Source organism: Paenibacillus rubinfantis (assembly GCF_001486505.1).
In the GTDB taxonomy this organism is placed as follows: Bacteria; Bacillota; Bacilli; order Paenibacillales; family Paenibacillaceae; genus Fontibacillus; species Fontibacillus rubinfantis.
This window is the reverse complement of sequence record NZ_LN909066.1, coordinates 913,038-931,211: the sequence shown is the minus strand read 5'-3', so window position 1 is coordinate 931,211 and position 18,174 is coordinate 913,038. Positions and strand designations below refer to the sequence as shown.

At 55.7% G+C, this 18,174-nt stretch carries 18 protein-coding genes; 14 read left to right on the top strand and 4 right to left on the bottom strand.

Annotated elements, in window-relative coordinates:
• Positions 1 to 49: 49 nt before the first annotated feature.
• From BN3277_RS21815 to BN3277_RS21805, 3 genes are all read left to right on the top strand, one after another.
• Positions 50 to 967 carry a helix-turn-helix transcriptional regulator gene (locus BN3277_RS21815; protein ID WP_232436522.1) on the top strand — a complete coding sequence of 306 codons (918 nt, stop codon included), beginning with the start codon at positions 50 to 52 and terminating at the stop codon, positions 965 to 967.
• Between the two features lie 64 nt (positions 968 to 1,031).
• On the top strand, positions 1,032 to 1,325 hold the full coding sequence (locus BN3277_RS21810; protein ID WP_232436487.1) for a zinc ribbon domain-containing protein: 294 nt from the start codon (positions 1,032 to 1,034) through the stop codon (positions 1,323 to 1,325).
• 15 nt (positions 1,326 to 1,340) lie between these two features.
• Positions 1,341 to 1,970 carry a GyrI-like domain-containing protein gene (locus BN3277_RS21805; protein WP_059046359.1) on the top strand — a complete coding sequence of 210 codons (630 nt, stop codon included), beginning with the start codon at positions 1,341 to 1,343 and terminating at the stop codon, positions 1,968 to 1,970.
• Positions 1,971 to 1,982: 12 nt separating this feature from the next.
• On the opposite strand, the gene BN3277_RS21800 is transcribed toward BN3277_RS21805, so the two are convergent.
• Complete coding sequence (locus BN3277_RS21800; protein WP_059046358.1) at positions 1,983 to 2,189, bottom strand: YwbE family protein; 207 nt, start codon at positions 2,187 to 2,189, stop codon at positions 1,983 to 1,985.
• A gap of 482 nt (positions 2,190 to 2,671) precedes the next feature.
• On the opposite strand from BN3277_RS21800, the gene pheS reads away from it, so the two are divergent.
• The 3 genes from pheS to BN3277_RS21785 all read left to right on the top strand — a co-directional run bounded on the left by pheS (position 2,672) and on the right by BN3277_RS21785 (position 7,840).
• Positions 2,672 to 3,706: a phenylalanine--tRNA ligase subunit alpha gene (gene pheS / locus BN3277_RS21795; protein ID WP_059046357.1), complete on the top strand. Its 1,035-nt coding sequence runs from the start codon at positions 2,672 to 2,674 to the stop codon at positions 3,704 to 3,706.
• A gap of 29 nt (positions 3,707 to 3,735) precedes the next feature.
• The gene (gene pheT / locus BN3277_RS21790; protein ID WP_059046356.1) at positions 3,736 to 6,177 is read left to right on the top strand and encodes a phenylalanine--tRNA ligase subunit beta; all 2,442 of its coding nucleotides are present in this window, start codon (positions 3,736 to 3,738) and stop codon (positions 6,175 to 6,177) included.
• Positions 6,178 to 6,292: 115 nt separating this feature from the next.
• On the top strand, positions 6,293 to 7,840 hold the full coding sequence (locus BN3277_RS21785; protein WP_059046355.1) for a hypothetical protein: 1,548 nt from the start codon (positions 6,293 to 6,295) through the stop codon (positions 7,838 to 7,840).
• Between the two features lie 71 nt (positions 7,841 to 7,911).
• Here BN3277_RS21785 and BN3277_RS21780 read toward each other — a convergent pair whose 3' ends face one another.
• Entirely contained in the window at positions 7,912 to 8,292 is a 381-nt protein-coding gene (locus BN3277_RS21780; protein ID WP_059046354.1) for a cupredoxin domain-containing protein, read from the bottom strand.
• Positions 8,293 to 8,543: 251 nt separating this feature from the next.
• The gene (locus BN3277_RS21775) at positions 8,544 to 8,906 is read right to left on the bottom strand and encodes a phage holin family protein (RefSeq protein ID WP_059046353.1); all 363 of its coding nucleotides are present in this window, start codon (positions 8,904 to 8,906) and stop codon (positions 8,544 to 8,546) included.
• Between the two features lie 154 nt (positions 8,907 to 9,060).
• On the opposite strand from BN3277_RS21775, the gene BN3277_RS21770 reads away from it, so the two are divergent.
• From BN3277_RS21770 to BN3277_RS21755, 4 genes are all read left to right on the top strand, one after another.
• Positions 9,061 to 11,427: an endonuclease MutS2 gene (locus BN3277_RS21770; RefSeq protein WP_059046352.1), complete on the top strand. Its 2,367-nt coding sequence runs from the start codon at positions 9,061 to 9,063 to the stop codon at positions 11,425 to 11,427.
• A gap of 37 nt (positions 11,428 to 11,464) precedes the next feature.
• Positions 11,465 to 11,881 carry a DUF350 domain-containing protein gene (locus tag BN3277_RS21765; protein WP_059046351.1) on the top strand — a complete coding sequence of 139 codons (417 nt, stop codon included), beginning with the start codon at positions 11,465 to 11,467 and terminating at the stop codon, positions 11,879 to 11,881.
• A gap of 135 nt (positions 11,882 to 12,016) precedes the next feature.
• Complete coding sequence (locus BN3277_RS21760) at positions 12,017 to 12,610, top strand: hypothetical protein (protein ID WP_059046350.1); 594 nt, start codon at positions 12,017 to 12,019, stop codon at positions 12,608 to 12,610.
• Between the two features lie 264 nt (positions 12,611 to 12,874).
• Positions 12,875 to 14,077 (top strand): MFS transporter, encoded by a 1,203-nt coding sequence (locus BN3277_RS21755; protein WP_059046349.1) that lies wholly within the window; start codon positions 12,875 to 12,877, stop codon positions 14,075 to 14,077.
• Between the two features lie 11 nt (positions 14,078 to 14,088).
• On the opposite strand, the gene BN3277_RS21750 is transcribed toward BN3277_RS21755, so the two are convergent.
• Positions 14,089 to 15,324 (bottom strand): NAD(P)/FAD-dependent oxidoreductase, encoded by a 1,236-nt coding sequence (locus tag BN3277_RS21750; protein WP_059046348.1) that lies wholly within the window; start codon positions 15,322 to 15,324, stop codon positions 14,089 to 14,091.
• A 159-nt stretch (positions 15,325 to 15,483) separates the two neighbouring features.
• Between BN3277_RS21750 and BN3277_RS21745 the strand changes: the two genes are divergently transcribed.
• The 4 genes from BN3277_RS21745 to BN3277_RS21730 all read left to right on the top strand — a co-directional run bounded on the left by BN3277_RS21745 (position 15,484) and on the right by BN3277_RS21730 (position 18,002).
• Positions 15,484 to 15,717: a hypothetical protein gene (locus BN3277_RS21745; protein WP_059046346.1), complete on the top strand. Its 234-nt coding sequence runs from the start codon at positions 15,484 to 15,486 to the stop codon at positions 15,715 to 15,717.
• A 27-nt stretch (positions 15,718 to 15,744) separates the two neighbouring features.
• Positions 15,745 to 16,131 carry a spore coat protein gene (locus BN3277_RS21740; protein ID WP_059046344.1) on the top strand — a complete coding sequence of 129 codons (387 nt, stop codon included), beginning with the start codon at positions 15,745 to 15,747 and terminating at the stop codon, positions 16,129 to 16,131.
• Positions 16,132 to 16,279: 148 nt separating this feature from the next.
• Positions 16,280 to 16,780, top strand: coding sequence for an Lrp/AsnC family transcriptional regulator (locus BN3277_RS21735; RefSeq protein ID WP_059046342.1), 501 nt, complete (start codon positions 16,280 to 16,282; stop codon positions 16,778 to 16,780).
• Positions 16,781 to 16,793: 13 nt separating this feature from the next.
• Positions 16,794 to 18,002, top strand: coding sequence for an aminotransferase class I/II-fold pyridoxal phosphate-dependent enzyme (locus BN3277_RS21730; RefSeq protein WP_059046340.1), 1,209 nt, complete (start codon positions 16,794 to 16,796; stop codon positions 18,000 to 18,002).
• The last annotated feature ends 172 nt before the right edge of the window (positions 18,003 to 18,174 follow it).

The following is an 18,174-nucleotide window of genomic DNA, read 5'->3' as shown; positions in this document are numbered from 1 at the left end:
CTCATTCGTAGGGTATACTTGATCTCAAAAGGAGAGGGTACGCGTGCAGATGAACCGTCTGTTTGAAATCGTATATCTACTGTTGGGGCACAAAACGATGACTGCCGCCGAGCTGGCGCAGCGATTCGAGGTGTCCACGCGAACGATTTACCGCGATATCGATACGTTAAGCGGCGCGGGGATTCCCGTATACGCGAGTAAAGGGAAGGGCGGAGGAATCGGACTGCTGCCGGACTTCGTGCTGAACAAATCGCTGTTGTCCGAGGACGAGCAGAAGGAAATCCTCTTTGGCCTGCAGAGCCTGGAAGCCACCAACGCTTTGCAAACGAGTCAGGTGTTGTCCAAGCTGAGCACGCTTTTCCGCAAGGAGGAGATTCATTGGATTGACGTCGATTTCTCCGGTTGGAACAGCGGGGACGGGGAGCGCAGCAAATTTGGGTTGTTGAGGACAGCCATTCTGGAACAGAGGATTGTCAAATTTGTTTATTATAGCTCGTATGGGCAAAAAACCGAGCGTCAAGTCGAGCCGATGAAGCTGCAGTTTAAGAACCGTTCTTGGTATTTGCAGTGTTATTGCTTGCGGAGCCAGGAGTTACGCACGTTTAAAATCAGCCGGATCGAAGAGCTGGAGGTGACCGGGACTTGGTTCGAACGCCGGAACATCGAGGTTACGCCAGTGGATGCCGCAACACCGGTTGAACGTTTCACGTTTGCTTATGTCGAGTTGGAGCTCTTGTTTCCGCCGCAAATGGCGTATCGTATCTATGACGAGTTCGAGCGGAATCGCATTCGCCAGCGGGAGGACGGCCATTATCTCGTGACAGCGAGCTACCCGGAAGACGACTGGGTGTACGGTTACCTGCTGTCTTTTGGGGAGAACGTAACGGTTGTTTCTCCGCCGCATATCCGGGATATTTTACGGGACAAAGCCCAAAAAATCGCCGAATTGTATACCGGCCCTTCTTAATATGACAGACAGATGTCCAATTCACCTTGCTACAATGAGGGCATCTTAAGAAGGAAGGGTTGGTATGAAGATGAATATGAATCTGAATCAGGTGGAGAATGAGGTATTTTGCCAAAGCTGCGGGATGCCGCTGGCGAGCGATGAGGTGCTGGGCACTAACGAGGATGGAAGTCTAAACCGGGATTATTGCGTTTATTGCTACAAGGCAGGCCAATTCACGAGCGATGTGACGATGGAGGAAATGATTGAGCAATGCTTGAAGTACGGCGGCGATTCCGGCATGTTTGCGGATAAAGCCAAGGCGAAGGAAGCGATGTTGGCCTGGTTTCCGACGTTAAAGCGGTGGCAACCCAACTAAGAAGGAGGGGCAGACTTGGGAGATAAAGTGGATTTTAAAAAGAAATACAAAGACTTGTACCTGCCCGGAACGGAGCCTATGCTCGTCGAGGTGCCGCCGATGCTCTACCTGATGGTGGACGGCAAAGGAGACCCCGATGGGGAAAGCTACCAGCTTGCTGTTCAGAAGCTGTACGCCTTGTCTTACGGGATTAAAATGAGCAAAATGGGCGAGGACAAGCCGGACGGTTATTTCGAATATGTTGTGCCTCCGCTGGAGGGTCTCTGGGACTCCGTAACCGTGGGATATGACTTGAACCGGAACAATTGGATCTGGACGTCGATGATTCGTCAGCCCGACTTCGTTACGGAGGACTTGCTGGATCGGGTCAAGGAACAGACCGCGAAGAAGAAGCCGGAGCTCGATTTGAGCGACGTGAGATTATCCCTCTTCGAGGAGGGGCTTTGCGTCCAAATCCTGCACATCGGCCCTTACCGGACGGAACCGGAATCGGTGGCCCGGATGGCTGCGTTCCTTGAGGCGAGCGGGCTCACCGAGAATTTCGATGACCTGCGGAAGCATCACGAAATCTATCTGTCGGACCCGCGCAAAACCGCGCCGGAGAAAATGAAAACCGTGCTGCGGCATCCGGTTAAGCGGATCTAAGTGCCCTGGGATTCAGTCGGCTTTGCCGGGGAGAATCGCTTTCACTCGTCCCACTTGACCGTCCTGCAGCCGGACCTTGATGCCGTGCGGATGAGTTGCGGAGTTGGTCAGGATGTCCTTAACGACGCCGCGGGTTAGCTTCCCGGTGGGCTGGTCTTTTTTTAATACGATGTCCACGGTGAGGCCGGGTGTGATGTTCTTGCGTTCGTTGCCGTTCATGGGCAGGTTCCTCCTAGGTGTGTTGGGATGGCGTTCTGAATAACCTCTCTAAGATACCATAATTAACCGTCGACTTGCCAACGGCCGTCCGTTTAGCATATAATAGCAGATAATTATGACATGAAATGCGTTGATGGAGAAGAGTAAGCAGAACCGACCAACAGGGAAGGGGCGCCGGAGATTGAGAGCGCCGCTAGGGAAACGGGACTGTCGAAGTTCGCTCCGGAGCAGTTCCTTGAACTGCCGCTGCGAGGATAAACGCCGCAAGGCGATTTGCTAGAGCACGGCACATTAGGGGATACCGGTTACGAGCCGTTATTTCGTTGGAGTGAGAGCATATGCGCGTCCTGCGAGCCATGAGATGGTATGGGTTCTGCGTGCTCTAACAAGGGTGGTACCACGGTCTTTTCGTCCCTTACGGGAGAGAAGGCCTTTTTATGTTGTCTTCAGAGGTGCAAAAAGTCATTTAGGAGGAGCTATTCATGAAAGAACGGCTTGAAGCATTAAAAGCGGAGGCGCTCAAAGAGCTGGCGGAAACGGTGGATGCCGGCCATTTGAACGACCTGCGGGTCAAATATCTGGGCAAAAAGGGCGCGTTAACCGAAATCCTACGTGGGATGGGGTCCCTAAGCGCGGAGGAGCGGCCGGTGATCGGCCAGGTTGGCAATGAGGTCAGAGCCGCCATCGAAGCGGTGATCGAAGAGAAGCAAGCGAACTTCCAGCGCCAGGAAACCGAAGCGCGGCTGGCTGCTGAGAAAGTGGACGTGACGCTGCCGGGCCGTCCGCTTAAGCAGGGGAGCATTCACCCGCTGAACCAGGTGATCCAGGAGATCGAGGATATTTTCATCGGGATGGGCTACCGGGTTGCGGAAGGCCCCGAGGTCGAAACGGACTACCACAATTTCGAAGCGCTGAATCTGCCGAAGGACCATCCGGCCCGCGATATGCAGGATTCCTTCTATCTGACGGAGGAGCTGTTGATGCGCACGCAAACGTCCCCGGTGCAGGTGCGGACGATGGAAGCGATGCAAGGCGAGGTGCCGGTGAAGATTATCTGCCCGGGACGCGTGTTCCGGCGGGATGACGACGATGCGACCCACTCGTTCCAGTTCCATCAAATCGAAGGGCTGGTTGTCGGCAAAAGAATTCGCATGAGCGACCTGAAAGGTACGCTGCTGGAGTTCACGCGCAAAATGTTTGGACCCAACACGCAAATTCGTCTGCGCCCCAGCTTCTTCCCGTTCACCGAGCCTAGCGTTGAGGTTGACGTGACGTGCATGAAATGCGGAGGCGACGGCTGCCGGGTGTGTAAGCAGTCCGGCTGGTTGGAGATTCTCGGCAGCGGCATGGTGCATCCGCGCGTGCTGGAAATGAGCGGCTACGATCCCGAGGAATACAGCGGCTTCGCGTTTGGGATGGGCGTGGAACGCATCGCCATGCTGAAGTACGGCGTAGACGACATCCGCTACTTCTATAATAACGATCTGCGTTTCCTGCAGCAGTTTGCCAGAGTTTAATTTTTCGTAAAGAGGGAAGGGAACTGACAATGAAAGTATCAACCGAATGGTTGTCCGACTATATTTCGCTGGATGGGGTTAACGTTGAAGAGCTGGCGGAGCAAATTACCCGGTCCGGGATCGAAATCGATTCGATCGAAAACCGCAATCAAGGCGTCACAAACGTCGTGGTTGGTTTTGTAAAAAGCAAAGAAAAACATCCCGATGCCGACAAGCTGAACATTTGTATTGTTGACGCTGGTCAGGAGGAAGAGCTGCAGATCGTGTGCGGGGCGAAGAACGTTGCCGCAGGCCAGAAGGTTCCGGTTGCGCTCGTAGGCGCCAAGCTGCCGGGCGGCCTGGAAATCAAGAAGGCGAAGCTGCGCGGCGTTCTGTCGCAAGGCATGATCTGCTCGGCGAAGGAGCTGGGCCTAAACGATAAGCTGCTTCCGAAGGAGCAGCAGGAAGGCATTCTCGTGCTGCCGGAGGACGTGGAGATCGGCACGCCGATCACAAGCCTGCTGGGCTTGGACGACAAGGTGCTGGATTTCGATCTCACGCCAAACCGTTCCGATTGCCTTAGCATGATCGGGGCTGCTTATGAGGTGGGCGCGATTTTGAGCCGCGACGTGAAGCTGCCGCAGCCTGAGCTTGCCGACACCGGAGTGCTCGCCAAGGAGCGGGTTCAAGTGAAGATCGACGCGTCTGAGCTGTGCAGCCGGTACGCGGTACGCTACATCGCCGGTGTCAAGATCGGCCCTTCGCCGCTGTGGATGCAAAACCGGTTGATGGCGGCGGGGATTCGCCCGATCAGCAACATCGTCGATATCACGAACTACGTGATGCTCGAGTACGGGCAGCCGCTGCATGCGTTTGACGCCGACAAGATTGCCGGCGGTACGCTGGGCGTGCGCCAGGCGAAAGCCGGCGAGAAGCTGGTGACGTTGGACGGGCAGGAGCGCGAGCTGGAAGCCGGCACCTTGCTGATCGTGGACGGTGAGGATCGTCCAGTCGCATTAGCCGGCGTGATGGGCGGATTGGAGACGGAAGTGACGGAGCAAACCGTTAACATCGTGCTGGAATCCGCAAAATTCGCCGGCGGCAGCGTCCGCAGAACGTCGCGTACGCTGGGACTTCGCTCGGAAGCTTCGCAGCGCTTCGAGAAAGAGGTGGATCCGGCGGCCGTAATTCCGGCTCTGGACCGTGCGGCTGCGCTGATGGCCGTCCATGCCGGAGGTCAGGTCGCCCAAGGGATCGTGGAGATCGTTCACCGCGAGCCGGAAGAGAAGGTGATCGCCTTGTCGCTGCAGAAGCTGAACGATTATCTGGGTACGGACATCTCCTCACTGGAGGCCAAGGCCATTCTGGGACGTTTGCGCTTTGAGTGCGCCGGTGCCGAGGACGTCATCGAGGTCCGCGTGCCCACGCGCCGCGGCGACATTACGCGTGACGTTGATTTGATCGAGGAAGTAGCCCGGCTCTACGGCTACGACAACATTCCAACGACGATGATCGAAGGGATTACGACGGCGGGCGGTTACACGAAACCGCAGGCGCTGCGCCGCACCATTCGCACGCTGCTCACGCACGGTGGCTGGCAGGAAGTGATGGGCTACTCCTTCATCCGGGAAGGTGTGAGCGCCAAGTTCCCGCAGCTGGGCGAAGGGGATCGGGAGATCCGCTTGGCTATGCCGATGAGCGAGGATCGCAGCGTACTGCGCGGCAGCTTGTTGCCGGGGATGATCGACATCGCCGTTTATAACCGCAACCGCAAGCAGGACAATTTGGCGTTGTTCGAAATCGGCGGCATCTTCCGCACGGAGGAAGCCAAGCTGACCAAGCAGCCTAGCGAGTTGCCGGTGATCGGATTGCTGCTGACGGGCGATCGGACGGAGAAACGCTGGAATGCGCCGGCGGAAAAGGTGGATTTCTTTGATCTCAAAGGGGCGCTGGAAAGCCTATTTGAATACCTGGGGCTCGCCGATCGGATTTCGTACGAAGCGGATCGGCCGCAAGGCTTCCATCCCGGCCGTTCGGCTTCCGTCTTCCTGAACGGAACCGCGGGCAAAGAGCGGATCGGGACGTTGGGTCAGCTTCACCCGGAACTGCAGCGGGAGATGGACCTGGAGGATACGTATGCGGCTGAATTACGGCTGGAGCCGTTATACCGTTACGCCGGTGAAGCTTATGTCTACCAAGAACTGCCGCGGTATCCGGCGATGCAGCGCGATATTGCCGTGGTTGTCGGCACGGAGGTAGAAGCGGGCGCTTTGATCCGCACGATCCGTGAAACGGCGGGAGAACTCCTGGAATCGGTGGAGGTCTTCGACGTATTTACCGGCGCCAAATTAGGCGAAGGGAAGATGAGTGTCGCTTTATCACTGGTGTATCGTCACATGGAACGGACGCTGACGGACGAGGAAGTCGCAGCGGTTCACGACCGGGTGGTCGCGGGACTGTCGCAAACTTTTGAGGCCGAGCTTCGAAAATAGCAGGAATTGGACGAAGTCACATCGAATCATTTGTAAGACGACCGATTCGATGTGACTTTCGTGCAATTAATAGCATCTATGAGACGACACACAGGACCGAAGGAGGCACATAGCGTTGAACAATCAAGGCCGAATTAGCGTAAACGTGGAAATCTACGGAACTTCTTATAAAATCGTTGGCAGCAGCGCGGAATATATGAAGCAGGTGGCGCGCCGCGTGGATGAACATATGCGCAGCATCTCTCTGGCCTATCCTCACCTGGACACGCCGCGGCTGGCTGTCCTGGCGGCCGTGCGCATGGCCGAGGAAGCGATCCGGGTGGAGCAGCTGCAGAACGAATTGCAGAATGCGAAACAGGAAAAAACCGTGCTGCTTCAGGAAAATTCCGTCCTTCAAGATCTGCTCGCCAAGCAGGAGAACATGTATAAGGCGCTGCAGGAGGAGCAACAACAGCTCAAGAACGAGAAGCGTGAGCTTGCCGGACAAGCGGAGAAGCTGGAAGCCTCCTTGCTGGGGCAGGAGGAGGAGTCCCGTAAGCTGCGCAGCCGGATGCAGGAGCAGGAACGGCAGCTTAGCGAGCAGCGAGGCAGCAATTCGCAGCTTCAAGCTAAGCTGCGCCAGGCTGAGCAGGCCGCGGCGAAGGAGAAAGAGGAGGCGGCCAAGTTGCAGAAGCAGGTGAGCGAGCTGCAGCGCCGGGAGCAGGAGGCCAAAGCGGCCGAGCAACGGGCGCAACAGCAGAGCGGGAAGCTTCAGGAGCAGACGAAGCAACTCCAAGGCACGCTCCAGACCGCGCAAACGGAAACGAAGCAGCTGCAGCAGCGGCTGCAGGAAGGCAAGGAGCGCGAGGACAAGCTTCGGTCTGAGGTATCGTCGGCGCAGCAGAGCGAGAAGTCGTGGCAGAAGCTAGCCGAGAAGCGCAGCGAGGAAATCAGCCGCCTGGAAATCAGCTTGCTTGAAGCTGCCGACAAGAGCGAACAGCTGAACGAGCAGCTGGCGGCCGAAGCCAGCCGGCTGGAGGAAGCAAGAGCGGAACTGCAGGCGGAGCGTGACAAGGCCGGTGCGGTTGCCGCCGAGATGGATTCGCTGCGCTCCCGGTTGGAACGGGCCGTCGAGGAGCGGGAGCAAGCGCTTCTGGCGGCGCAGACGGCCGGGGAAGCGAAGCGACAGCTGGAGCAAGAGCGGGATGAATTGAACCTGCGATTGCTGGAGCTCGAGGAAGGTCGCAAATCGGTTGCGGCGCTGGAGGCCGAGCTGGAGAGCTACCGCGAAGCAGCGGAGGAGCGGGAACAGGAGTGGCGCAAGCAATGGGCTTCGGCGGAACGGGAGCTGGGCTCCTGGCGCGAGAAGGAAACCGAGTTGCAGCGGCAACTGGACGAATGGCAGCAGGAGAGCGCGGCCGGCAGCGAACGCGCCTTAACGATGGCAGGAGACTTCCAGGCGCTGGAGGACGAGAAGCGCCGTCTGGCGGAGCAACTCCAAGAGATCACGGACAGTTACGAGCTGATCTCGCATCAATTCCGGCTCTTGCAGCTTGAGCGGGAGAAGGAGCAGGAGCAGCAAGTCGAACGCGAAGAGGAATACCAGCGCCTGAAGAATGACTACGCCAAGCTGCAATCGGAATATAACGAATGGATCGAATTGCTTGAGCAGGATCAAGGTTAAACGGCGATCTCCAGATCGCCCTAAATGCACAAGAGCCCCGGCATGGCGCCGCGGGCTCTTGTTGCGTAAGGCTATTCAACAATAATTTTAGAGATCATGCCACTGTGGCCGGCGCCGCACATCACGGAGCAGGCCACTTCGAACTCGCCGGCTTCCGTGGGTACGATCACGGCGGAGTCGTTCTTGCGGTCGAGCTGCAGCTTCAGACCAGGCACAAGAATACCATGATTGCCGGAAGCGTTCTTGAAAATGATCTTCACCGGTACGTCTTTCTTTAAATGGTATTCAGCTTGATCAAATTGATAGTTGCTGGCTTCGATCACCAGCTCGGCTTCCGGTTTGATATTACTTTCGGCGGCAGATCCGCCGGTGTCGGCCGCGTTGCCGCCGCTGCAAGCGGTAACAAGTAACAACAACACAGAACTCGCTACGATAGCTATGCTTTTCTTCACATTAATCCCTCGCGATTTAGTGTATTTGTGACAATTTTAAGAATATCATAACGTATTTTACTGGCGGTGGAGGGAGTAAGGTTTGAAGAATTGTTGAACTTCTGCGCAAACCGCCGGGATGAGCGATTGGATGTTATATGATTAAGAGCCCTAAGTGAGGCCGGTGACTCGGGCTTATATAGAGAAAGAGGCCATTCCATCCGCAGACTACTTGCCTGCGGAGGAAGACCTCTTCGCTTGGAGCACCGCCATTAACGGTTGGCTTTGTCTTTACCTGCGTCAAAGGGAGTTGCCACAGGGATGAACAGATCGATGATCCCGATCACCAATGCGGCAAGCAATGCGCCGATAATGGAGACGGATACGCCGGAGATAATGAACTGGGCAAGCCAGATCACAAGCGCACTCGTAAGAAAACCAACGATTCCGCGCCCGAACGGGGTAACCCGCGTTCCGAAAATGCCTTCAATCGCCCAGCCTAACAGGGCAATGACCAAGGCGAGCAGCAAGGCGCTGCCGAATCCGCCGATGCTGAATTGCGGTACAAGCCAACCCACAACCAGCAGAACCAGGGCGGATACGATGAATCGTACGACGTGTCCCAGAAAATGCATGGTACATAGCCTCCTTTTAGAAGTAAGTACGTTTGGCTATACGCAATTAGCATGTTCCGCGATTCGCTTTCTTATGTGTCCATTGGGGCAAATGGCGAAAAATGAATGGTTTCGTTATAATGGGATCATAGCCCGAGGGGAGTTGTGAACGTACTTGGACGAGAAAATTTTTAAAACCATGGAATATCAAAAAATTATAGATCAGCTGTCATCTTATTCCCAAACGGCGCTTGGAAAAAGAACGGCGGAAGCGCTGCGACCCGCCATCGATTTGGAGGATGTCAAGCGGATGCTGCAAGCCACCGATGAAGCGTTTAAGGTGGACCGGCTGAAGGGCGCACCCGGATTTGGCGGGGTCGTGGACATCACTCCGGCGGTCAAACGTGCCCGGATCGGCGGGACGCTGAATCCCCACGAGCTGCTGGGGATCGCAACGACGTTGGAGGGCTCGCGCCGGATCAAACGGTATATTGCGACGATGCATGAAGAGCATGAAGTCCCGCTGCTGTTTAATTTAAGCGATCTGTTAAGTGAACAGAAGCCCTTGGAAGATGCGATTAAACGCTGCATCGACGAAAGCGCAGAAGTGCTGGATTCGGCTAGTTCCGAGTTGGCCAGCATCCGCCGCGAGCTGCGGGGTGGAGAGGTGCGGATCCGGGAAAAGCTTGATGCCATGATCCGCTCCTCGTCGGTGTCGAAGATGCTGCAGGATCAGCTGATTACGATTCGCGGCGACCGCTTCGTTATCCCGGTCAAAGCGGAATACCGCGCCCACTTCGGCGGGATTGTACACGATCAGTCCGGATCGGGGGCCACGCTGTTCATCGAGCCCGAATCGATCGTGGCGATGAACAACAAGCTGCGCGAAACGCGGCTGCGTGAGGAACGCGAAATTGAGGTCATCCTGCAGAAGCTCACCGCGCTGGTTGGCGAGCAGGCCGAACTGTTGCTGTACGACGGGGATGTGCTGGGCCAACTGGATTTCATCTTCGCTAAAGCCCGGCTGGCCCGGGAATTGAAGGGAACGCTGCCGCGCATGAACGATCGCGGGTTCCTTAAGCTGAAGAAAGGCCGACATCCGCTGATCCCGGCGGATCAAGTGGTGCCGATCGATGTGGAGCTGGGGAACCAGTACACGACGATTATCGTCACCGGCCCTAACACCGGGGGGAAAACCGTCACGCTGAAAACGATCGGCTTGCTCAGCTTGATGGCGATGTCCGGGTTGTTTGTGCCGGCTGAGGACGGCAGCCAGCTTTGCGTATTCGATGCGATTTATGCCGATATCGGCGACGAGCAAAGCATTGAGCAGAGCTTGAGTACCTTCTCCAGCCATATGACGAACATTATTTCAATCCTGCGCCGGATGACGCCGAAAAGCCTCGTCTTGCTGGATGAGCTGGGTGCGGGAACCGACCCGGCGGAAGGTTCTGCGCTGGCCATCGCGATTCTGGAGCATATTCATGCGTTGGGCTGTCGGATGGTCGCGACGACCCACTTCAGCGAGCTGAAAGCGTACGCTTATGAACGGAAGGGCGTCATCAACGCCAGCATGGAATTCGACGTCGCGACATTAAGTCCGACGTATCGCCTTCTGGTAGGCGTGCCCGGCCGAAGCAATGCGTTTGCTATCGCCGAGCGGCTGGGACTGCCGGAGCGGATCCTGGAGTATGCCCGTGGCGAAGTGACCGAAGAGGACATGCGTGTCGAGAACATGATCGCCTCGCTGGAACAGAATCGCCTTGGGGCGGAGCAGGAGCGGGAAACGGCCGAGCAGTTGCGGCGCGAGATGGAAGAGCTGCGCAGACGCCACGCTTCCGAGCTGGAGAAGCTGGAGCAGCAGCGCGATAAGCGCCTGGAGAAAGCAGAGGAGGAAGCGTCGGCGATTATCACCAAGGCGCGGCAGGAGGCCGAGCGCATCATCAGCGACCTGCGCCGCCTCGCGATGGAGGAAGGCGCCGCGGTCAAGGAACACAAGCTGATCGCTGCCCGCAAGGAGCTGGACGAAGCCGAACCGCAGAAGCGTAAGAAGAGTGCGGCGGCCCGTAAAGCGGCCAAACCGCCGCGTCAGATTGAACCGGGCGACGAGGTGATGGTGTACAGCTTGAATCAGAAAGGCCACGTCGTTGAGCTCTCCGGCAGCAAGGAGGCGGTCGTACAGCTCGGCATCATGAAGATGAAGGTGAGCTTGGACGACATGGAGCTAATCGCATCCGCCCCGGCAAGCAAGCCGGTTCAACGGACGGCGCCTAACGTCAAACGTACGCGAGACGAGAACGTTCGCAGCGAACTGGATTTGCGCGGTGCGAATCTGGAAGAAGCGTTAATCGAGGTCGACCGCTTTATCGACGAAGCCTACTTAAGCAATTTGGGTCAGATTTACATCATCCACGGGAAAGGGACCGGGATCTTGCGGACCGGGATCTCCGACTACCTTCGAAAGCATAAGCATATCAAGAGCTACCGCTTGGGGAATTACGGGGAAGGTGGAACCGGCGTTACGGTAGCCGAGCTGAAGTAAGAACGAATAGCCTCATGGCATAAGGGGAGAGGGCGCTATGAAAGAAAGCATTGATCCGCTCTTAGAGCAACCGCTGGGGCTGATGATCGGATATTTTTCCGTAGCGGTGTTGGAATTGATCGTGTTTCTTTCCTGCTTCGAACTGTTTGCAAGGTACCGCTGCTGGCAGGAGATCAAGCGTGGCAATTTGGCCGCGTCTCTGGCCACCGGTGGGAAAATTTTCGGGCTGGCCAATATCATTCGTTACGCGGCGGAGCATCCGTCTATCTACGACTTTATGATTTGGTCCTCGGTTGGGGCCTTGCTGCTGTTTGCTGCATATTTGCTATTCGAGTTCTTGACGCCGGTGTTCCGCATCGACGAAGAAATCGCCGCGGGGAACGCAAGCGTTGGTTTTATCGCGATGGCCGTTTCGGTGTCCATGTCGTTTTTGATCGGCGCATGTATAGGTTAGGGATTTAAGTTGAAGGAGTAGAATGACGTGAAAAACCTGGTCAAGGTGTTATTTATCGCCTCTATTCTGTTTTTGGCCGCGGGCATTATTTATTTGTGGAATGCTTAATTTGGTAACGAAAGGACGAATTTGGGTATGGAAACGACGATTTGCCCATGGTGTCAAACGGAGATCGTTTGGGACGAAGAGCTAGGGCCGGAGGAGGAGTGCCCCCACTGTCACAACGAGTTGAAGGGCTACCGGACGATCAATATTACGCTTGGCTCGGAAGAGGAGTACGAAGACGAGGAGAGCGACCACCCCTTCCAGGATCGGAAGCATTCCCAGGAGGATGACGAGGACGATGAGGAAGCTGTTGGCGATGTGTTCTGGGAGGATGAAGGAGACGCGCATTTGGGTGCTGTCCGCCGAATCGAGGCGTTTACGGCATCGGGCGGGGATTTGCTGAAATACGAAACCGGCGTGGAGAAGCTGTTGGACGGGCAGGACGAGGTGCCGGAATGCCCGCATTGCCGGGAGTATATGGTTTATGCTGGGAAGCAGAAGATGGTTCCGCAGGACGGCGGGCTTCTGGCGGCTGTTTCAATCGGTGGGGACCGTCCGCTTCTGCCGAAGGAGGCTGAGCTGAACGTATACGTCTGCTCCGCTTGCTTCCACGTCAGCCGGTTTTTGGATGAATCGTCCCGGATCGCGATGATCCGCGCCATTTCCGACGAAGAAGACAACTAAAATATTGGCAACGAGATGCCCTGTCCTTGATGGACGGGGCTTTTTGGCGTCCAGAGGGTCTCCAGGTTCTTCGGAAACGTCTCATGCTTCGGCCATTTTTGGGTATCTTACAGTTGCAAGTTCAAAAAGTCAGGTTTTCAGGACCGAGGAGGCAAGATTCGACGTCGAATCCACTACCTACAGGCTCTGCTTGTTCATGGTAGGGATGACTTTTTGAACAACCCCATACAGGGGAAACTTGAAGTTTGGCGGGGGAGCGAATTCATGAGAAAACACCTGAACAGCCAATCCATTCTTCTGCTGGCGGTGAACGGCTTGTTCGTGCTTGCCGGCGCCTTGTCTGGCACGTTCCTGAACGTCTATATTTGGAAAGTCAAACCGGAGTTTAATCTGATCGCCTGGTTTACGTTCAGCCAGCAGCTGGCGTTGGGGTTGGTCTTTTGGATAGCCGGGAAATGGGTGAAGGAACGCGACAAAATGATCTTTTTACGGCTCGGAATTATCGTTTCGGGTATCTTCTATTTGCTGGTACTGTGGACAGGGAAACATACGGTGGACTACATATGGCCGCTTGGGTTGTTGTTTGGGGCCGGTTCGGGATTATTCTGGCTGGCCTTCAACGTCGTATATTTCGAGGTGACCGAAGTTGAGACGCGGGACCGTTTCAACGGCTGGGTGGGAATACTTGGTTCGGTGATCGGGATCTTTGGCCCGTGGATTTCCGGTTGGCTGATTTCCATGAAACACGGGGAAGCGGGTTACCGATTGATCTTTACCCTTTCACTCATTGTGTATGGGACCGGGATCCTGCTTAGCTTTTGGCTGAAAAAAAGAAAAACCGGCGAGCCGTACAACTGGCTGGCACCGGTGCAAATGTTGAAAAAGGGCAGCCCGTGGAGACAAGCTGCTCCGGCTTCGGCCGCTCATGGCTTGCGCGAGGGCGTATTTTCGTTTCTTATTAATCTGCTGATCTTTATCAGCACTTCGGCGGAGTGGCGGATCGGGCAGTTTTCACTGATTACGTCCCTGGTTTCTCTGGTCAGCTTCTGGGCGGTGGGGAAATGGCTGAAAATCCGCGCGCGTTACTACGGCATGCTGATTGGGGCACTTCTGATCACCTGCGTGATCCTCCCGCTGCTGTGGAAGGTGAATTACACAACCCTGATGGTGATGGGAGTCGGGACGTCACTCTTCCTGCCGCTGTATCTGATCCCGGTGATTTCTTCGGTATTCGACTTGATCGGCAATAGTCCGGAAAGCGTCGAGCAACGGGTTGAGCTGATCGTGTTACGCGAGTTGAGTATTACCGTCGGCCGGTTGGGCGGAACGTTGCTGTTTATCGCCGTGTATTCCATGATTCCGCGCATGCCGACGATCACCTGGCTGATGGTTGCCTTGGGGGCGACGCCGGTGTTAAGCTGGCTGGCGTTGCGACGGTTGCTGAAACGATCGGCCAAAGCCGCTTAACTTGCTCTGGACTAGAGCCCCTGGGGCGGCACCGGTTTGGAGCTCCGCTCCAGCGAAAACATCGCCAGGTCGTCCCGGCGATTTCCCGTCAGCTCATCCACGATCATCTCCGCTGCGATCATACTGCAGACCGTCCCATTTCCACCGTAGCCCTCCAGAAAATAAAAGCCCGGATAATTCGGATGCGGGCCAATATAGGGAAGACCGTCGCGGGATTCTCCAAAAACGGCACCCCAGGCATATGAGGCGGTCAGGTGGTTCTGATCGGGAAACCGCCGTTGGATTTCCGCCAGCAGCCGATGGCTTTGCCGGATCTCCCGGCCCTCGGGGAGCTTGCCCCCGGGCAAGATCTCATCTAACCCGCCGGCGATGATTCGCCTATCGGGCGTAGTTCTCATATACAGATAAGGCCTTGCTGTCTCCCAGATCAAGCACTGTTCGTGCCAGCCGCTTAAGGAGGCTGCCGGTTCGGTGACGGTGACGAAGGAGGCGCGTAAATGAGCACCGCGCTCCTTCTTGAATTGCTGGGCTTCGTAGCCCGTTGCCCAGATAATATGCCGGGCCGTGACTCTCCCTTCGCCGCAGCGGCAGTGGATCCGTCCGCTCTCGTCACGCTCGCTGCCGCGCATGGGGCTTCGCTCATAGATGCGTCCCCCTTGCCGTACGGCCTCCCGTACCACCCCATGAACAAAAGCATACGGATTCATCTCTGCATCCCCCTCCGTATAAATGGCGCCTGGATACCGGAAGGGGAATTTGTCCGCAATCTCGCTCTCCGACCACCAGAGGGCCGAAAACCCGAAACGCTGCAGCGTATCGCACTCTTGACGAAGCGATGTCATGTCCCGTTCGGAGCTCGCCAAGTAAAGGCTGCTGCGTTCCGTCAATCGTGCGGCGCCGTTCAGTCCCTCCGCGATTTGCTTTAATCGCTCCAGCGCCTTGCGGCTGAGTTGATAGAAATGAACGGCAGGTTCCTCGCCAAAGGTTCGGATCATCGAGGTTAGTGTTTTGTCGCTGGCATATTGCAGCAGTCCGGTGCTGGCCAGCGTGCTTCCACCGGCGATCCGGTCCCGTTCCACCAGCACCGCATCGATTCCCCGCTCCGCTAGCAGATAGGCGCAGAGCGCGCCGCCAACGCCCCCGCCCACGATAAGTACCTCGCAGTGCAGGTCCCGATCCAGCGCGGGATATTGGGCGGCATTAGGCAGCGTAGAAGGCCAATATAGCTTGCCGGTATGGTATTTCATCGAGGCCGGTTCATCCTTTCGAACGTGGGGGATTCCATCATTATATCCAACCGCTGAGGACTAAAAACGGCGCCTGGCTTCGTTAGGAAACGATGACTTATCCTTGCAGGCGCGGGGCATAATACCGAAAGAAGGATCATCCACCAGGAGGGAATGCCGATGTTGTACTCACAAATGCAGCCGTTGTCGATGAAAGAGCTGGATTATATCGCCGACTCCATCTCCAATGAGGAGATGCTTGGCAAGCTGTGCGCGGCAGCGGCCGCCGTATCGCAGAACTTTGAAATCGAGCAGGCAATGCTGGAGCATATCCGCGTGCATGAGCATCATCTGCATCTTTTGACGGATTCGCTGCGGCAGCACCAAATGACGGCTCCGACACCGAACCATTAATCATTCGCCTTTAGGAGGAACAGCCCGATGAATCAGATGGAACATCAAGAGCTCTTGCCCCAGAACGATTTGTTGAAATCTATTTTGGCCGATTTACGGCGCACCGTCCGGGAATATACAACGGCCACAACCGAGTCGTCCTGCCCGGCCGTCCGGCAGTTGTTTACGGAGTTGACGAACAGCACTTTGCGGTTGCAGGGAACGCTCTATGAGCTGATGAAACATCAAGGCATCTATACAGCCCCGGCTCCGGCCCCGCGTCAATTATTGGACAAGAAGCTTCAGGAAGCGGAGAAAACGCAACAGGAGCTGCGCCAGTTTACCGAACGGCGAAATTCCCGTTGGACACCTCATGCTCATCAAGCGAATGTTGAAGCGCATTCGCCCAATGTGTTGCCGCCTTACTCGATCTAACGGCTTAACCGTCCATTCCGAAAGCTCACCTGGAGTGGACGGTTTTTCTATGCAGACGCCTGAAATTCATGTAATATAAGTATTAAATTTGTTCTGCAGGCCGCTCGTGACTTGGGAGGCATGCGGAAGCATCGCTGGAGGATGAGGGATGAAACAACTAAGCGAATTGAAGCTCAAACTGCTGGACCTCCTCAAAGAGGACGCCCGCCGGGATGCGAACTTGCTGGCGACACTCGTGGGTGTTTCTGCGGAGGAAGTGGCGGAAGCGATCCGGGAATTGGAAGAAGATCATGTGATCGTTAAATATGCGACCGTGGTGAATTCCAGCAAGCTGGACGACGAGAAGGTAACCGCATTGATCGAAGTGCAAATTACACCCGAACGGGGCCGTGGCTTCGACACGATCGCGGAACGGGTTTACCTGTTTCCCCAAGTCAAATCGGTATTTCTGATGTCCGGCGCGTACGATCTGCTGGTCGAAGTCGAAGGCCGCAACCTGAAGGAAGTGGCGGGCTTCGTATCCGACAAATTGTCCACCCTGGAGTCGGTGTTGTCGACGAAAACGCATTTTATTTTGAAAAAATACAAGCAGGACGGCATCATTTTCGAGGATCCCGAAGAAGATCGCCGTTTGTTGATATCTCCGTAAAGGAAGTTATGTGATGAGTATTCAATCAGAACGTGCTGAGCAATCGGATAAAACGATGACGTCGTATTTGGCCCCGCTGGTCCGGGAGATTCAACCTTCCGGCATCCGCCGCTTTTTCGATTTAGCTAGCGGGAGCAAGGATATTATCACGTTAGGCGTGGGCGAACCGGACTTCATCACGCCTTGGCATGTGCGGGAGGCTTGCGTATATTCGTTGGAACGCGGATATACAAGCTACACGTCAAACGCGGGAACCCCCGAGCTGCGGGAAGCGATCGCTGAATATTTGTATACCAGTTATCAAGTGAAATATGATCCCAAGGACGAAATCCTTGTGACCGTGGGCGGCAGCGAAGCCATTGATCTTGCACTGCGCGCGCTGATCGAACCGGGTGATGAAATTCTCGTGCCGGTGCCTTGCTATATCTCCTATTCGCCGATCGCATCGATCGGGGGCGGGGTTCCCGTCGAGATCGAGACGTATGCCCGTCACGAATTTAAGCTGCAGGCGGAAGACTTGAAAGCAAAAATCACGCCAAAATCCAAGGTTCTCATCTTAAATTATCCCAGCAATCCGACGGGCGGGATCATGACGTATGAGGATTGGCTGCCGATCGCCAAAATCGTGGAAGAGAACGATCTGATCGTGATTTCCGACGAAATTTATGCGGAACTGACCTATGGGCAGCAGCACGTCAGCTTCGCTTCGATCCCTGGAATGAAGGACCGGACGATTCTCGTCAACGGCTTCTCGAAGGCGTTCGCTATGACCGGCTGGCGGATGGGATACGCCTGCGGGCATCCCGATTTGATCTATGCGATGTTGAAAATTCATCAGTATACAGTGATGTGCGCTCCGGTAATGGGGCAGGTGGCTGCACTTGAGGCGCTGAAGAACGGGCTTGGGGAGAAAGACCAGATGGTTGAATCCTACAACCAGCGCCGCCGGCTGATCGTACAGGGCTTGCGTGATATCGGGCTGGATTGCCACGAGCCGCAAGGGGCGTTTTACGCTTTTCCAAGCATCGCGTCGACGGGGCTAGGCTCGGAGGAGTTTGCCCAACGCCTTCTGCTGGAGGCGAAGGTCGCGGCGGTGCCGGGCAACGTCTTTGGCGCCGGCGGGGAAGGCTTTCTACGCTGTTCCTATGCGACAGGTGTGAACCAGTTGAACGAAGCCCTAAACCGGATAGAGCAATTCGTGCGCAAGCTGAAACAAGGCTAATTCATTCACCAAACTCCTGGAAATCCTGAAGAGATGGAGTTAATTAACAATTCTTTCATTTTCTAATTGATTTACGTTTTGTGGACATGGTATAATTTGATTTTGGAAGAAGGTTTTAGTTTCTCAGGGAGGGATTTCTTTTGCGCGGTGAGTACAACTTGCCATACGATAA

Excerpts from the sequence above, each read along its gene's own strand:
- BN3277_RS21815 (WP_232436522.1), top strand. The coding sequence starts at position 50 with ATGAACCGTCTGTTTGAAATCGTATATCTACTGTTGGGGCACAAAACG.
- BN3277_RS21810 (WP_232436487.1), top strand. The coding sequence starts at position 1,032 with ATGAAGATGAATATGAATCTGAATCAGGTGGAGAATGAGGTATTTTGC.
- BN3277_RS21800 (WP_059046358.1), bottom strand. The coding sequence starts at position 2,189 with ATGAACGGCAACGAACGCAAGAACATCACACCCGGCCTCACCGTGGAC.
- pheS (WP_059046357.1), top strand. The coding sequence starts at position 2,672 with ATGAAAGAACGGCTTGAAGCATTAAAAGCGGAGGCGCTCAAAGAGCTG.
- pheT (WP_059046356.1), top strand. The coding sequence starts at position 3,736 with ATGAAAGTATCAACCGAATGGTTGTCCGACTATATTTCGCTGGATGGG.
- BN3277_RS21775 (WP_059046353.1), bottom strand. The coding sequence starts at position 8,906 with ATGCATTTTCTGGGACACGTCGTACGATTCATCGTATCCGCCCTGGTT.
- BN3277_RS21765 (WP_059046351.1), top strand. The coding sequence starts at position 11,465 with ATGAAAGAAAGCATTGATCCGCTCTTAGAGCAACCGCTGGGGCTGATG.
- BN3277_RS21760 (WP_059046350.1), top strand. The coding sequence starts at position 12,017 with ATGGAAACGACGATTTGCCCATGGTGTCAAACGGAGATCGTTTGGGAC.
- BN3277_RS21755 (WP_059046349.1), top strand. The coding sequence starts at position 12,875 with ATGAGAAAACACCTGAACAGCCAATCCATTCTTCTGCTGGCGGTGAAC.
- BN3277_RS21750 (WP_059046348.1), bottom strand. The coding sequence starts at position 15,324 with ATGAAATACCATACCGGCAAGCTATATTGGCCTTCTACGCTGCCTAAT.
- BN3277_RS21745 (WP_059046346.1), top strand. The coding sequence starts at position 15,484 with ATGTTGTACTCACAAATGCAGCCGTTGTCGATGAAAGAGCTGGATTAT.
- BN3277_RS21740 (WP_059046344.1), top strand. The coding sequence starts at position 15,745 with ATGAATCAGATGGAACATCAAGAGCTCTTGCCCCAGAACGATTTGTTG.
- BN3277_RS21735 (WP_059046342.1), top strand. The coding sequence starts at position 16,280 with ATGAAACAACTAAGCGAATTGAAGCTCAAACTGCTGGACCTCCTCAAA.
- BN3277_RS21730 (WP_059046340.1), top strand. The coding sequence starts at position 16,794 with ATGAGTATTCAATCAGAACGTGCTGAGCAATCGGATAAAACGATGACG.